Genomic DNA, 14,752 nt, shown 5'->3' with positions numbered 1-14,752 from the left:
AGGGATCTCACCTCCCGGCCCTCACAGAACCGTGCGTAACAGTCTCCCGTGGCGCTGACCGCCCATTCGGTGCCGCCGATGTCCTACTTGCGCAGCGCCGCCAAGTTGTCGTAACCGATCCGAGCATCGTTCAGGGACTGCGCAGGGACGGTCGAGCTCGGTGCGTTGTCCTGCTCGACCATCGGGTTGTGGTAGTTCTTCGCCCCGACGCGGCGGAAGAACGTCCGGTAGTCGATGACCCCGGTACCGAAGGGAACCATGTCGTAGCCGTTGCCGCTGGTTGTGTTGGCGATGCCGTCCTTGGCGTGGAACAGCGGGTAGCGCTTGGTGTTGCAGCGGACCAGTGCCGCCGGGTCGAAGATGTTCTCCTGCTGCGATCCGTCGTGCGCGGTGTAGGTGTGGAACTTGTACTGAGCGACGTGCGCCCAGAAGATGTCCATCTCCAGCCATACGGACTTCGGGTCGGTGACCTGAAGGAAGTACTCGAGCTTGCGGATGCCGGAGCTGCGGGTGGGGCGGCCCTGTGCGTCCAGCGGGCCGCCGTCGAGCAGGAAGCCGTAGGCCGCGTCGTGGTTGTGGGTGTACAGCTTGATGCCCGCATCCTGAGCGATCCGTCCCAGTGTGTTCCACTTGTCGGCGGCCACGTCCCAGTCGGCGCGGTAGGCGCTGCCGGTGGGGTCACCACCGGTGCCCATGTGTTCCATGCCGAGGATGTTCGCCAGCTCGAGGTGGCGCTTGAACTGGTCCAGGTCTTTCTGGCTCAGCGGCCAGGACGACGGGATGAAGCCATGGTTGCCCTGGGCGCGCAGACCGTAGTCGTCCAGCCATGAGCGCAGCAGCTTCGCGCCTTCCACCGATTCGAGGTTGCTCCCGCCGGGTGCGTTGGCGTGCTGGCCGTACCCGGCGAACTCGACCTGCTGGTAGCCGTAGCGGGCCAGCTCCCTGAAGACCTCGCGGAAGCCAGAGGGAAGTTCGCTGCTGAGCGGATCGCGGCCCGTGGCGTCGCGGACGGTGTACAGGATGATTCCTCGTTTCGCCGCCGGGATCAGAGCCTGGCCGACGCCCCGCCCCTTGCCGGATACGGTCTGGGCGAGGGCCGGTGGCGCGCCGAAGGCGGGCGCGGCGAGCGTCGCTGCCGCAGCGGCCGTGCAGGTGCTCAGAAAGCGGCGGCGACTGACGCCGAGGCTGCGGCGCAGGGCACCGTCCGTTCCGGATTGGTCGTTGTACGCGGTCACGGTCTCTCTCTTTCTCGAAGATGCTCGAAGCGCTGTGCACGGACCGATGTCATGCGAGGCCGGCAAGCTTGAGGAGCAAGGACTTCACTTCGGTGGCCCGGACGGGGCCGGTGAACGCGTGGGGGGTGGAGCACAGGATGAGCGGACCTTCTTCGTCGCTCGCGGGAAGGCGGCCGTGGCTGCCGCGAACAGGTGACGGGTCCAGGGGTACGACCGCCATGCGGTAGCGCATGCCGAGTTTCTTGCGGGCGACGGCCGCAGCGGCCTTGACCCGGACGTACGGGTCCTGGGGGTCCAGGAAGAGTTCGACGGGGTCGTAGCCGGGTTTGCGGTGGATCTCGACGAGCTGCGCGAAGTCGGGCGCGTGGGCGTCGTCGAGCCAGTAGTAGTACGTGAACCAGGCATCCGGGTCCGCGACGGCGACCAGCTCGCCGGAGCGTGGGTGGTCCAGGCCGTGTGCCTTCTTGCCCTCGTCGTCGAGGAGTTGCTCGATGCCCTGGAGGTCCTGGAGGGCTTCGCGGGTCGCTTCGAGGTCTTCGGGGCGGCGCACGTAGATGTGGGCGAGCTGGTGGTCGGCGACGGCGAAGGCGCGGGAGGCCATCGGGTCGAGGTATTCCATGCCGTCCTGGGTGTGGACTTCCAGGAGGCCGGCACGGCGCAGGGCCCGGTTGATGTCGACGGGCCGGTCGACGCGGGTGATGCCGTATTCGGAGAGGGCGACGACGGTGCGGCCTTCGCGGCGGGCGTCGTCCAGGAGGACTGCCACGGCCCGGTCGAGATCGGCCGCGGCCCGGTACGAGCGGGGGTCGTCGGGGCCGTAGCGCTGCAGGTCGTAGTCGAGATGCGGGAGGTAGCACAGGGCCAGGTCGGGGTGGTGGGTGTCGAGGATGTGCCGGGTCGCGTCGATGATCCACTGGGAGGAGACGATGTCGGCGCCGGGGCCCCAGAAGTGGAAGAGGGGGAATGTGCCGAGTTTCTCGGTGAGCTCGTCGTGCAGGGCGGGCGGCCTGGTGTAGCAGTCGGGTTCCTTGCGGCCGTCGGCGTAGTAGACGGGGCGTGGGGTGACGGTGATGTCGGTGTCGGCGCCCATCGCGTACCACCAGCAGATGTTGGCGACGGTGTAGCCGGGGTGGGCGCGGCGGGCGGCGTCCCAGAGTTTGTCCCCGGCGACCAGTCCGTTGTGCTGGCGCCAGAGCAGGACGTCGCCGAGCTCGCGGAAGTACCAGCCGTTGGCGACGATGCCGTGCTCGGCGGGGGTGGTGCCGGTGAGGAAGGTGGACTGGGCCGCGCAGGTGACGGCGGGGAGAACGGTGCCGAGAGGGGCATGGGTGCCGGACTGTCCCAGGGCTTTGAGGTGCGGCATGTGGTCGAGGAGCTGTGGGGTGAGGCCGACGACGTCGAGAACGAGCAGCGGGGTGGGCGTGGTGGTCTGCTCGGCTGCGGTCATGGGAGCTCCTTGAGGCCGAGGTCGACCAGGAGGTCGCGGGCGAGGGTGAGTTCGGCGGCGATGCCGTCGGCGAGCTGGGTGCGGGTGCGGGGGCGCAGTGCGGCCGGTAGCGCCTGCCAGGTGTACGTCTCGACCTCCAGGTGCCTGGTGAGGGGGCGTGCGCCGCCGACCAGTCGGGTCAGCGTGGACCGGAGCACGGGAAGGGTGGAGGTGAGCGGTGGTGCGGGAGGTGCGTGCAGGGGGACGTGGAAGTGGGCGCGCCACGGGGCGCCGTCGGGCAGGGCCCGGCCGGTGACCGCCTCGTCGAGGTCGTCGGTGCCGCGCAGCCCGGCGGCGGTGCTGGTGCGGGTCTGGTGGAGGAAGCGGGGCTCGGCGAAGGCGGCGAGTGCGGTGCGTACCTCGGGGAGGTGGGGGTGTTCGGCGTGCAGTGCGGCGGAGAGCTGGGCCTTGGTGACCGGGATGCCCGCTGTGTCGAGTGCGTCGACGGCGCTGTCGGGGTCCTCGAAGGAGGTGGCCAGGTGGCAGGTGTCGATACAGATACCGATGCGCTGGTGTCCGACGGCGGTGAGCGGTGCGATGGCGTCGGCGGTGGTCTCGACCGTGCAGCCCGGTTCGGGTTCGAGGCCGATGCGGATGGACTTGCCGGTGAGCTCGGCCAGTGCGTCGAGGCGCTGGGCGAGGGTGGTGAGCGCGGTGTGTGCGAGGCCGGCCGCCTCGGCGTCGGAGTCGAATGGGGTGCGCCAGGCGATCGGGAGGGTGGAGATGGTCCCTTCGGTGACGTCGTCGGGGAGCAGACCGGCCAGGAGCCGGGCGAGGTCGGTTGTGTGGGCGAGCCGTTCCGGGTCCGTCCAGTCCGGCTTGTACACCCGGTACTTGACCTCGTCGGCGCCGAATCCCTCGTACGGGAAGCCGTTGAGGGTGACGACTTCCAGGCCGCGGCGGTCCAGTTCGGCGTGCAGCGAGCGCAGCTGGGACGGGTCGTTGATCAGGCTGCGGGCAGCGTCCCTGGCGAGCCAGAGGCCGATGCCGAGCCTGTCCCGGCCGACGCGTTTGCGGATCGGTTCGCAGTGGTCCCGCAGTTGGGTGCGGACCCCGTCGAGCGTCTCTGCGGGGTGGACGTTGGTGCAGTACGAGAGATGGATGGTTGAGCCGTCGGGGTGGCGGAAGCGCATCGCCTCACTCCCCGCCGCGCAGGACGGAGTTGCCCTCGTGGAGTGGTTCCGGCGCGGCGATGTCGAGCTGAAGTCGTCCGCTCTGCCCGTAGAAGGCGACGGGGTTGCGCCAGAGCACCTGGTCGACGTCGTCCTCGCCGAACCCGGCGGCAAGCATCGCGTCGCCCACCTTGCGGGTCTTGAGCGGGTCGCTCCTGCCCCAGTCGGCGGCCGAGTTGACCAGGACCTTCTCGGTGCCGTGGGTTTTGAGGATCGCGATCATGCGGTCCTCGTCCATCTTGGTGTCGGGGTAGACGGAGAAGCCGGCCCAGCAGCCGCTGTCGATGGCGTCCTTCACGGTCGTCTCGTTGAGGTGATCGAGCAGGACCCGCTCCGGGGGGAGGTGGGATTCGCGGATGACGTCGATGGTGCGGTGGAGACCGGCGAGCTTGTCACGGTGCGGGGTGTGCACGAGGGCGGGTAGACCGTGGTCGACGGCGAGCTGGAGCTGTGCGGCGAGGGCGGTGTCCTCGGCCGGGGTCATGGAGTCGTAGCCGATCTCGCCGACGGCGACGACGGAGTCCTTGACGAGATAGCGGGGCAGGGCGTCCAGGACGGGGGTGCAGCGGGGGTCGTTCGCCTCTTTGGGGTTGAGAGCGAGTGTGCAGTGGTGGGCGATGCCGTACTGGGCGGCACGGAAGGGTTCCCAGCCGAGCAGGGCGTCGAAGTAGTCGAAGAAGCTGGCGGGCGAGGTGCGGGGCTGGCCGAGCCAGAAGGAGGGCTCCACAAGGGCGCGGACACCCGCGCCGTACATCGCCTGATAGTCGTCCGTGGTGCGGGAGGTCATATGGATGTGGGGGTCGAAGATGCGCATCAGGACTCCTCCGTCGGGGCGGCAGGGCCGGGGGTGGTGAGGTCGAGCACGCGGGTGAGACCGGCGGGGACACTGCGGCCCGCGGCGATGCGTTCGGCCGCGAAGTCGCCGAGCATGCGGGCGAGTTCCGCGTCGCCGCGCGCGCGCCGTGCCAGCCCGTCGACGGTATCTACGGGGACGCCGGTGAACAGGCATTTGAGAATGGCGTGGCGCCAGTTGTGCGTGTCGAGATGGGCGCCGGCGTACGGGCCGACGGCCGCGGCGACCAGCCGGGTGTCATTGGTGCGCAGGGCGTCCTCGACGAGCGGAAGGGCGGTGGGGCCGAGGTCCAGCCGGTGCAGGGTGAGCAGGACGGCGCGTCGTTCGGCGGCGGTGCCCTGCTCGTAGAGCCTGGTCAGGGCGGGCAGTGCGGCGCGGGCTTCGATGAGCAGCAGGGCGCGTACGGAGTCGGCGTGTTCGAGTCCGCAGTGCCGGCCGGCGGCGGCGTACCGCAGCTCCCACGGCGGTACGGCGTACTGACCGCCGGGCTGTCCGGTGCCCTCGTGGGAGGCGGCGTGTTCGGCCTCGGCGAGGGCCTCGTCGAGCCAGGCGCGCGCGGCTCCGCCGAGCTGTGCGTCGAGTTCCCTGCGGGTCAGCAGCGGGGTGGTCGTCGGGGGCATCGGCATGGCGTTTCTCCCTTCGGGATTCAGCGGCTCGACGGACTGTGTTTGCGGAGGAACTCGATGGATGTGCGGGCGAGTTCGGGACCGGCGTGGGAGTGACGGGGCAGTTCGACGACGGTGAGGCCGCGGTAGCCGGTGGCCGGGAGGGCGTCGAGCGCTTCGAGTACGGGCCGGAAGTCGATCTCGCCCTCGCCGAACGGGAGGTGTTCATGGACGCCCCGGCGCATGTCCTCGATCTGGACGTGCCGCAGCCAGGGCGCGGCGTCGCGGACGCAGTCGGCGGGCGGGGCGGGCTCCAGGCACTGGCAGTGGCCGATGTCCAGGGTGAGTCCGAGCGGTGGTGGATCGCCGCTGAGGACGCGCAGGTGGTGGAAGTCGGCGAGGTCGGCGAGGAGGTGTCCGGGCTCGGGCTCGATCGCCAGGGGGATGCCGGAGCGGTCAGCAGCGTCGAGGACGGGGGCGAGGGAGTCGGCGAGCCGCTGCCAGGCAGCGCCAGGGGTGGTGTCCGGTGGGGTGATGCCGCTGAAGCAGTGCACGGCGTGGGCACCGAGGTCGGCGGCGATGCTGACGGCCCGGACGAGCAGCCGGGTGCGGGCCGCGCGGGCGTCGGGGGCCGGGTCGAGGAGGGACGGGCCGTGCTTGCGGCGGGGGTCGAGGACGTAGCGGGCACCGGTCTCCACGGTGACGCCTAGGCCCAGCTCCTGGAGCCTGGACGCCACGCGGCGGGTGCGGGCGGCGAGGTCGGGGGCGAGGGGGTCCAGGTGCATGTGGTCGAGGGTCAGGCCGACCCCGTCGTACCCGAGATCGGCGAGGAGTCCGAGGGCGTCGTCCAGGCGGAGGTCGGTCAGCCCGTTCGTGCCGTAGCCGAAGCGGATCGTCATGTGAGGCTCACCTTCCGGGCGAGGGTACGGGCGAGCGGGACGAGACCCATGACGGCGAGCCCCGTACCTGCTGCTCCGGCGCGGGCGGCGAGGGCGGCCTGGAGCGGGATCATCGCCCGGATGCCGCCGCCGACGGCGCGCTGGGTGAGCGGCGGGGACGGGTTGAGGGCGGCGTGGAGGAGGGGCCGCGCGGCGGTGCGGAAGTAGGAGCCGGTGAGCGCGGTGAGCAGAAGGCGGGGGGCGGTGGAGGCGGGGGGCGCCGGTGGCCGGTGCGACTCTCGTTTACTGCCACGTCCCGTATCCGGGGTCGCGTCCCCGGGTCCGCGCTGCGCGCGCAGCGCCGCGGCTCCCAGTGCGGCAGTGGCCGCGAGCGCGGCGAGGGGTGCGGTGGTGGATCCGCCCTGCGCCTCGTGCCGTGAGACGGCGGTGACCGCATAGGTGTGCGCCCCGAGCAGGCCGGCGGCCGGGAGGGCGCCGCGAACGAGGCCACGCGAAGCCGAAGCCGAAGCCGTACCCGCGCCCGTGCGCGACCCCGAACCCGAGCCTGCGCGCGGCCGCGTGCGCGACCCCGGCTCCGGTCCCGTCGTGCTCTTCGCCGCACCGGTGGCGGTGGCTCCGAGCAGCAGATCCAGTCCTCGTGCCGCCGCCATCGCCGCCGGTCCCGCCGGGGTGTGCTTGAGGCGGAGGTCGTACGCCCAGACCGTCGCCGCCAGCCCTGTGGCGACGGCGAGGGCCGGGCGGCCGGCCCGTGCGGCGAGCCCCAGGCCCGCGGCCGTCAGCGCGCCCGCCGCCGCCAGGGCCGCGCCGGGGGCGATCCGCCCCGAGGGGATCGGCCGGTGCGGGCGGTCGACGGCGTCCTCGTCGCGGTCGGCCCAGTCATTGAGCGCCATTCCCGCCTCGTACAGGCAGAGCGAGGCGCCGACGGCGAGCGCGGTGCCGCGGTCGGGACGCAGGCCGGTTGCCGCCGCCCCGGCGAGTGCGTCGCCGGGGACGGTGAACAGCGCAGACACCCGCAGCAGTTCCGCCCAGGCCCGTACCGTCACTTCTCCCCCCGCAGCGTGTCGGCGAAGGCCAGCAGTTCCATGTACTGCTCGTAGAGTGCGGCAGGGCCGCCGTCCGGGTCCTTGAAGTAGAAGCCGAGCTGGGGCAAGGAGCCGGTCAGCCCCTTCTCGTGGGCGCGGGCCACCAGTCTGGCCAGGTCCAGGACCAGGGGTGCGGCCAGTGCGGAGTCGCACCCCTGCCAGGTCGTCTGGAGCACCATGCGCGCCCCGAGGAATCCGTCGAACGCGATGTGGTCCCAGGCCGTCTTCCAGTCGCCGAGGGCCGGTACGTCGTCGATGTGGACCTCGCCCTCGGGCGCCGTTCCCAGTGTGTCGGCGAGGACGCGTTCCTTGCCCGCGTTCTTGGCCGCGGCCGCGCCCGGGTCGGCCAGCGCCGCTCCGTCCCCGCCGCCCAGCAGGTTGGTGCCCGACCAGGCCCGTACGGGCAGGGCACGCTGCACGAACATCGGGGCGAGTACGGAGCGGAGCAGCGTCTGGCCGGTCTTGCCGTCGCGGCCCGCGTGAGGAAGTCCGCAGTCCGCGACGGCGTCCTGGAGGGCGGGGGTGCGCAGCCCGGTCGAGGGGGTGAAGTTGATGTACGGGCAGCCGGCCCGGAGCGCTGCCGCGGCATAGAGCGAGCTGGCGGGCAGCCGCCGCTCGCCGGGGGCCGGGACCGGTTCCGTGGAGGCGAGATTGATCACGACCGTCCTGGCCAGGTCGTTCCGGTGCCCGAAGGCCGCGAGGTCGGCGGCGAAGGCGGTGATGAGCTCCTCGTCGCTGCGGGTGTCGCCGGGCAGTGGCCCGCCGGGACGTATCTCCGCGTCGGCGGCGGCGAGTTCGGAGCGTACTGCCGAGGGCAGGCCGTGCGGCAGAACTCCCCCGGCGGCCAGTGCCTCGGCCCGTTTGGGCAGCGGACAGCCGACCGTGTCGTGTCCGCCGAAGACCAGTGAGGTCAGGCTGGGCAGCCCGCTGTCGGCGAACGGCGGTGTCTCGGTGACCATGCCTGCCGCCGGGTGGAGCCTCGCTGCGACCGCTGCGCACCCCGCCGTGGCGGTGGTGGCGACGGAGCCGCGTGCTCCGATGAACCAGACTCCGGTACGAACGTCGGGTGCTGACACGGGCTGCCTCCCTGGCTGGGGGTCCTGGCTGGGCAGAGCGAGCGGCGCTGTGCGACGGGGAAGGGATCGGGTGGGGACGGCGGGCGGGGAGGATGTCCCTGCCCGCCCGCCGTCGGCGGGAGTGACCTACGCCGAGGGCAGTTCCTTCAACTGGATGTTGCGGAAGGACACATGGTCATCGGCACCGTGGTTCTGGATGCCGATGTATCCGGCCTTCAGGCTCCGTACCGGATCGGTGTTGGTGAAGTCGTTGATCTTCACTCCGTTGAGGAAGACCTGGAGACGTTCGCCCTGGACCTTGATCTCGTAGCTGTTCCACTGCCCGGGCGGCCTCAGGACCCGGTCGCGGGCATTGATGTCCGCCGCCTTGAAGGTGTAGATCGAGCCCGTGGTGCGGTCGGGCGCGTCGGTGGCGTCGATCTGGACCTCGTAGCCGTTGTTCACCGCGGACCAGGGGTCGTCGGACTCCGGGAAGCCGACGAAGACACCGGAGTTGTCGTCGCCCTCCATCTTCCAGTCGAGCTTGAGCGAGTACGACCCGAGTTCCTTGGCCTGGTAGGTGAGCAGACCCATGCCGCCCTCGGAGCGAAGTTCACCGTCGACAACGTTGAACTTTCCGGGGCCCGCCTGCTTCCAGCCTTCGAGCGTCTTGCCGTTGAAGATCGACCGGTAGCCGGTGTCGGGCTTGCAGTCACCCTTCACCTGACCGGCCGCGTACCGCATACCGCCGAGCAGGAGCTGGCGGAAGGCCGGTTCGGAGTACGACTCCTTGGTGTGGCCGAGGCCGGTGTAGAAGGAACGGCCGCCCTGGTAGGTCTGGCACCAGGTGATCGGGTGATCGCCCTTCATGGTGCCGCCGGTGTAGGTCGTCTCGTCCAGTGTGGCAAGGACCTTGGCCTGACTGCGCGGGTTGGTGCGGTAGTTGTACCACTCGTCGGTTCGGTCCCAGGCGTCCTCGAGGTGTGCGGTCGCCGGGTGGTCATGGTCCTCGACGCGTACGGTGGCGGGCTGGATCGCGGGGTGTCCGGAGAAGTACGCACCGACGAGACCGCCGTAGAACGGCCAGTCGTACTCCGTGTCCGCCGCCGCGTGGATGCCCATGTAGCCGCCACCGGCGGCCACGTAGCTCTCGAATGCCTTCTGCTGGTCGGCATTGAGCACGTCACCGGTCGTCGACAGGAAGACGACCGCGTCGTACCGGGCGAGGTTGCTGCTCGTGAACTGACCGGCCGCCTCCGTCGAGTCGACGGTGATGTTGTTGTCCTTGCCGAGTTCCTTCAGCGCGGCAATGCCGTCGGGAATCGCGTCGTGACGGAAGCCGGCCGTCTTCGAGAAGACCAGGACCCGCTTGGCGGTCTTGTCGGGGGCACTGTGGGAGAGCTCGAAGTCGTCGACGTCGTAGAGCGCTCCGGCGCCGCCCTTGAATACCAGGAAAAGTTCGGTGGACTTCTTCGGGACGTCGCGCAGTGCTACATCGATGTCCTGGAAGTTGTCCCAGGCACCGGTCACCGGTACGGGCGCGGAGCCGAGGATCGTGCCGGTCGGGGATCCGGACCGGACTTCCAGGAATCCGCCCACGCCGCCGGAGGAGATCCGGGCGGTCAGCTTGGTGGAGTCACCGAGGAGGTACGGCTTGAAGGAGATCCAGTCGTCGTTGTGGATGTCGCCGACCGTCTTGCCGCCATGAGCGGTCGCCTTGTTCTGCGGTGCGACGCCGTAGGAGGCGCTGTAGTGCTCGGCCTGGCGGTGGCGCGGCTGCAGTGCGGCCTGATCGTGTCCGGACAGTGCTGCCTGGCCACCGCCCCCGCCGTCCGTGTAGGAAGCGTCGATGACCCCGAAGATGTTGGCGTTCGGGTCGTGTCCGCCGTCGCTGCCGGTCTTGATCGTTCCGGAACACCCGTTGACGGTGGTGATGGGGTGGCCGTGACTGTCGTGACCGAGGACGAAGCGGACCTCGACCTTGGAGCAGTCGATCGTGCCGTCCTCGGGGTCGGTGACGGTCACCTTGAACGGAACCTCGTCCCCGAAGCTGAACAGCTGCCCGTCACCGGGGAGCTTCAACTCCACCTTCGGCGCCGTGTTGCCGACTGTGACATGGGCGCTCGCCGAGGCGGTCCGGCCCGTCGAATCCTTGACGGTGACAGTCGCCGTGTAGGTGCCGTTCTTCTTGTACGTGTACGTGGGGTTGGCGGCCGTCGAGCTCCCGCCGTCACCGAAGTTCCAGGCGTACGTCAGCGGGTCGCCGTCGGGGTCGACGGTGCCCTCCGAGGAGAAGCTCACCTTCAGCGGTGCGGTACCCGAGGTCTTGTTGGACGACGCCACCGCGTTGGGAGAGCGCCCACCTGTGGCGTTCTCGATGCGGTAGAGGGCGGAGTTCGTATCGCCGCCGAACCAGCTGGTGCCGTAGTCGAGGACGTAGAGCGCCCCGTCGGGTCCGAAGGCCATGTCCATTACCTGTGTCCCGGTCCACGGGACGGGGTTGATGGACTGGACGGTGCCGTTGGCATCCTGCTTGATGGCCTTGATCCAGCGTCGGCCGAACTCTCCGGCGAAGAACTGCCCGTCGTAGGACTCGGGGAACTTCACCGGTGAGTCGAGGTCGGCGTCGTAGTGGTAGACAGGTCCGCCCATCGGCGACTCGGAGCCGGTGCCGAACTCGGGCACGGATCCGCCGTCGTAGGGAATCCAGGCGGGCTGGGCGGGCGGAAGGTCGACGAGCCCGGTGTTGTGCACAGAGGTGTTCTTCGGGGCGTCGCAGTCGAAGGACGCACCGGACGTCTTCGTCGCGAAGTCGTAGTCGACGTAGGCGTTGTTGTTGCCGGTGCAGAACGGCCAGCCGAAGTTGCCCGGCTTGGTCACCCGGGCGAACTCGACCTGTCCGGCCGGGCCGCGCTTGGGGTCGGCCGCGCCCGCGTCGGGCCCGTAGTCGCCGACATAGAGGATGCCGGTGGCCTTGTCGACGGAGAAGCGGAACGGATTGCGAAAGCCCATCGCGTAGATCTCGGGACGGGTCTTGTCCGTACCCGGTGCGAAGAGGTTCCCGTCGGGGATGGTGTACGAGCCGTCCTCGGCGACCTTGATCCGGAGAATCTTGCCACGCAGATCGTTGGTATTGCCCGCGCTGCGCCTGGCGTCGAACGCCGGGTTGCGGTCGGGGCGCTGGTCGATCGGTGTGTAACCGTCGGAGGCGAACGGGTTGGTGTCGTCACCGGTCGACAGATACAGGTTGCCCTGGGCGTCGAAGTCGATGTCACCACCGACGTGGCAGCAAATACCGCGCGAGGCCGGAATGTCGAGGATCTTCTTCTCGCTGGCGTTGTCGAGGGTGCCGTCGTCCTTCAAAACGAAGCGCGAGAGCCGGTTCACCCCGTCGAACTTGGCGAAGTCGGCGGCCGTGCCGTTCTCGGGGGCGTCTCCGGCGGGAGTGTCCATCGGGGGCGCGTAGTAGAGGTAGATGGCCCGGTTCTTGCTGAAGTCGGGGTCGATGGCGACGCCCTGGAGTCCTTCTTCGTCGTGCGAGTACACGGGGACGGCCCCCACGACCCGGGTGTTTCCGCCGCTGTCGGTGAGGCGCAGCTCGCCGTTGCGCGAGGTGTGCAGCACGCTGCGGTCGGGGAGGACGGCGAGGGTCATGGGCTCGCCGGTCTCGGCTGCGCCCTTGGCGAGGGTCACCTGCTGGAATTCCTCGGCCGTCGCGTCGGCGGCGGCCGGCGAGGACGGTCCCGCCGCGGCCGCTCCGGGCGCGGCGCCCAGGGCGAGGGTGGCCGCCGCGAGCAGGCCGCTGGTGAGCAGCGCGAGGGATTCACGGGCGCGGAGCCGCGTTCTGCTCCTGCTTCTGATTCTGTGCACGAATGTCCTCCGGAGAGTGCCGGTTGTACGGGCGGGTGTTGCCGTGCCGTTCTGCGCGGGGACTGCCGCGCAGGTCATTCGGGGCCTGTGGGGCGCCGGTGACGCGGGTCATGTCATGTACACATTGAGGACGACGGTAGACCTGTTCGTCCGGGTCGGAAAGCCCTTACGCAGCAGTCTCGTTGAACTTTTTCCCGCGTCAGGACAAAGAGGCCCCCGTGAGGCGGGCGGTCAGTCCCCGCCCCCGAACGCCGCGTCGAACGACGCGGACGGCGGGTCGAAGTCATACCGCTTCAGCGTGGCAAGCGCTTCCGGCGCACCCGCCAGCCGGTCCATCCCCGCGTCCTCCCACTCGACGGAGACCGGCCCCTCGTACTCGATGGACCGGAGCATCCGGAAGACGTCCTCCCACGGCACATCACCATGCCCGGCGGAGACGAAGTCCCAGCCGCGCCGCGGGTCGCCCCACGGCAGATGTGAGCCGAGGCGACCATTACGGCCGTCCAGGCGCCTGCGGGCCTCCTTGCAGTCCACGTGGTAGATCCGGTCCCGGAAGTCGTACAGGAAGCTGACCGGGTCGAGGTCCTGCCAGACGAAGTGGCTGGGGTCGAAGTTCAGCCCGAACGCGGCCCGGTGACCGACCGCCTCCAGCGCTCGGTGCGTGGTCCAGTAGTCGTACGCGATCTCGCTGGGGTGCACCTCGTGGGCGAACCGCACGCCCTCCGCGTCGAAGACGTCCAGGATCGGGTTCCAGCGCTCGGCGAAGTCCTCGTACCCCCGCTCGATCATGCGTGGCGGAACCGGCGGGAACATCGCGACCAGGTGCCAGATCGAGGAGCCGGTGAAGCCGATGACCGTGCGCACCCCGAAGGCAGCGGCCGCGCGGGCAGTGTTCTTGATCTCCTCGGCGGCCCGGCGGCGCACCCCTTCGGGTTCACCGTCGCCCCAGATCCGTGCCGGCAGGATCCCCTGGTGACGTTCGTCGATCGGGTTGTCACAGACGGCCTGGCCGACGAGGTGATTGGAGATCGCCCAGCACTTCAGTCCGTACTTGTCGAGCAGCTGCCGCCGCCCGTCCAGATAGCCGGGATCGGCCAGAGCCTTGTCGACCTCGAAGTGGTCGCCCCAGCAAGCGAGTTCGAGCCCGTCGTAGCCGAAGTCCCGGGCGAGCCGGCAGACCTCCTCCAGCGGCAGGTCGGCCCACTGGCCGGTGAAGAGTGTGAAGGGACGGGACATGCGCAGGACCTCCTAGAGAACTACGGGGGTGTGTACGGAGTTCTTCTCGGCGCTCTCCTCCACCGCAGCGAGCACCCGCTGCACCTGCAGCCCGTCGGCGAACGACGGTGCGGGGGCGGTCCCTTCGGCGATCGTCCGCACCAGGTCACGGGCCTGGTGGATGAAGGTGTGCTCGTATCCCAGGGCGTGACCCGGCGGCCACCACGCCTCCAGGTAGGGGTGTTGGGGTTCGGTGACGAGGATGCGCCGGAACCCCGCCGTGGTGGCGGGTTCGGTGTGGTCGTGGAAGGAGAGTTCATTGAGCCGTTCCAGATCGAAGGCGAGCGAGCCGCGCTCCCCGTTCATCTCCAGCCGCAGCGCGTTCTTCCGTCCGGCTGCCATCCGGGTCGTCTCGAACGAGGCCAGCGCCCCGGAGGCGAGCCGGCCGGTGAAAAGGGCCGCGTCGTCCACGGTCACCGCACCCCGCGCTCCCGAGTCCGCGGCGCCGGAGAGGCCGGCCGACGGACCGGCGAGCAGCGGCCGTTCCGTCACGAACGTCTCACTGACCGCCGACACCCCGACCAGCAGCTCCCCCGCCAGATACTGTGCCAGGTCGACGATGTGCGCCCCCAGGTCGCTGAGCGCTCCCGAGCCGGCGTGTTCCCGCTTCAGCCGCCAGGTGAGCGGCGATTCACGGTCCACGAGCCAGTCCTGGAGGTAGGTGGCGCGGACATGCCGCAGGGTGCCGATCCGCCCCTCGGCGATCAGCTGCCGGGCATACGTGATCGCGGGCACCTTGCGGTAGTTGAAGCCCACCATCGCCACCTGGCCGCGGGCTGCCGCGCGCTCCGCGGCCTCGGTCATGGCCTCGGCCTCGGCAACCGTGTTGGCGAGCGGCTTCTCGCACAGCACGTGTTTGCCCGCCTCCAGGGCGGCGATGGCGATCTCGGCGTGGCTGTCGCCGGGGGTGCAGATGTCGACGAGCTGCACATCGTCCCGGGCAATGAGGGCCCGCCAGTCGGTCTCCGCCGCCGCCCAGCCGTGGCGGGCCGCCGCCGCGTCGACCGCTACCCGGTCGCGTCCGCAGATCGCGGCGAGAGCCGGTTTCATCGGGAGCTCGAAGACGTGTCTGGCGGTGCGCCAGCCCTGGGAGTGGGCGGCGCCCATGAACGCGTATCCGACCATGCCGACTCCGAGCGTCGGCGCACTCGCCATCGGCCGATTCGTCGGCGGTGGCGATGCGGCCTCCTGATCCGTCTCTTCCCTACGGGCCATCCGGG

Annotated in this window: 11 protein-coding genes; all 11 read right to left on the bottom strand. The window is 70.0% G+C overall.

The window, feature by feature from the left end:
- Positions 1–83: 83 nt before the first annotated feature.
- The 11 genes from ABT115_RS11290 to ABT115_RS11240 all read right to left on the bottom strand — a co-directional run bounded on the left by ABT115_RS11290 (position 84) and on the right by ABT115_RS11240 (position 14,747).
- Positions 84–1,235 carry a sugar phosphate isomerase/epimerase family protein gene (locus ABT115_RS11290; RefSeq protein ID WP_351786894.1) on the bottom strand — a complete coding sequence of 384 codons (1,152 nt, stop codon included), beginning with the start codon at positions 1,233–1,235 and terminating at the stop codon, positions 84–86.
- 49 nt (positions 1,236–1,284) lie between these two features.
- Entirely contained in the window at positions 1,285–2,682 is a 1,398-nt protein-coding gene (locus ABT115_RS11285; protein ID WP_351786891.1) for an alkaline phosphatase family protein, read from the bottom strand.
- The gene (gene eboE, locus ABT115_RS11280) at positions 2,679–3,854 is read right to left on the bottom strand and encodes a metabolite traffic protein EboE (protein WP_351786888.1); all 1,176 of its coding nucleotides are present in this window, start codon (positions 3,852–3,854) and stop codon (positions 2,679–2,681) included. Before eboE ends, ABT115_RS11285 begins: the two co-directional genes overlap by 4 nt.
- A gap of 4 nt (positions 3,855–3,858) precedes the next feature.
- Positions 3,859–4,707, bottom strand: coding sequence for a TatD family hydrolase (locus ABT115_RS11275; protein WP_351786885.1), 849 nt, complete (start codon positions 4,705–4,707; stop codon positions 3,859–3,861).
- The gene (locus ABT115_RS11270) at positions 4,707–5,372 is read right to left on the bottom strand and encodes an EboA domain-containing protein (RefSeq protein WP_351786882.1); all 666 of its coding nucleotides are present in this window, start codon (positions 5,370–5,372) and stop codon (positions 4,707–4,709) included. The genes ABT115_RS11275 and ABT115_RS11270 overlap by 1 nt, the downstream gene beginning before the upstream one ends.
- Before the next feature lie 20 nt (positions 5,373–5,392).
- The gene (locus tag ABT115_RS11265; protein WP_351786879.1) at positions 5,393–6,250 is read right to left on the bottom strand and encodes a sugar phosphate isomerase/epimerase family protein; all 858 of its coding nucleotides are present in this window, start codon (positions 6,248–6,250) and stop codon (positions 5,393–5,395) included.
- Complete coding sequence (locus ABT115_RS11260; protein WP_351786876.1) at positions 6,247–7,293, bottom strand: SCO3242 family prenyltransferase; 1,047 nt, start codon at positions 7,291–7,293, stop codon at positions 6,247–6,249. The genes ABT115_RS11265 and ABT115_RS11260 overlap by 4 nt, the downstream gene beginning before the upstream one ends.
- Positions 7,290–8,444, bottom strand: a complete 1,155-nt coding sequence (locus ABT115_RS11255; protein WP_502969073.1) for an inositol-3-phosphate synthase — start codon at positions 8,442–8,444, stop codon at positions 7,290–7,292. Before ABT115_RS11255 ends, ABT115_RS11260 begins: the two co-directional genes overlap by 4 nt.
- A 90-nt stretch (positions 8,445–8,534) precedes the next feature.
- On the bottom strand, positions 8,535–12,257 hold the full coding sequence (locus ABT115_RS11250; RefSeq protein ID WP_351786871.1) for a ThuA domain-containing protein: 3,723 nt from the start codon (positions 12,255–12,257) through the stop codon (positions 8,535–8,537).
- 231 nt (positions 12,258–12,488) lie between these two features.
- On the bottom strand, positions 12,489–13,493 hold the full coding sequence (locus tag ABT115_RS11245; protein WP_351786868.1) for a sugar phosphate isomerase/epimerase family protein: 1,005 nt from the start codon (positions 13,491–13,493) through the stop codon (positions 12,489–12,491).
- A gap of 12 nt (positions 13,494–13,505) precedes the next feature.
- Positions 13,506–14,747, bottom strand: coding sequence for a Gfo/Idh/MocA family protein (locus ABT115_RS11240; protein ID WP_351786865.1), 1,242 nt, complete (start codon positions 14,745–14,747; stop codon positions 13,506–13,508).
- Positions 14,748–14,752 lie beyond the last annotated feature (5 nt).

The organism is Streptomyces sp. NPDC001832 (assembly GCF_040297265.1).
Taxonomy (GTDB): Bacteria; Actinomycetota; Actinomycetes; order Streptomycetales; family Streptomycetaceae; genus Streptomyces.
This window is presented reverse-complemented; position numbering and strand designations above follow the sequence as displayed.

Excerpts from the sequence above, each read along its gene's own strand:
- ABT115_RS11240 (WP_351786865.1), bottom strand. The coding sequence starts at position 14,747 with ATGGCCCGTAGGGAAGAGACGGATCAGGAGGCCGCATCGCCACCGCCG.
- ABT115_RS11285 (WP_351786891.1), bottom strand. The coding sequence starts at position 2,682 with ATGACCGCAGCCGAGCAGACCACCACGCCCACCCCGCTGCTCGTTCTC.
- ABT115_RS11265 (WP_351786879.1), bottom strand. The coding sequence starts at position 6,250 with ATGACGATCCGCTTCGGCTACGGCACGAACGGGCTGACCGACCTCCGC.
- ABT115_RS11275 (WP_351786885.1), bottom strand. The coding sequence starts at position 4,707 with ATGCGCATCTTCGACCCCCACATCCATATGACCTCCCGCACCACGGAC.
- eboE (WP_351786888.1), bottom strand. The coding sequence starts at position 3,854 with ATGCGCTTCCGCCACCCCGACGGCTCAACCATCCATCTCTCGTACTGC.
- ABT115_RS11270 (WP_351786882.1), bottom strand. The coding sequence starts at position 5,372 with ATGCCGATGCCCCCGACGACCACCCCGCTGCTGACCCGCAGGGAACTC.
- ABT115_RS11245 (WP_351786868.1), bottom strand. The coding sequence starts at position 13,493 with ATGTCCCGTCCCTTCACACTCTTCACCGGCCAGTGGGCCGACCTGCCG.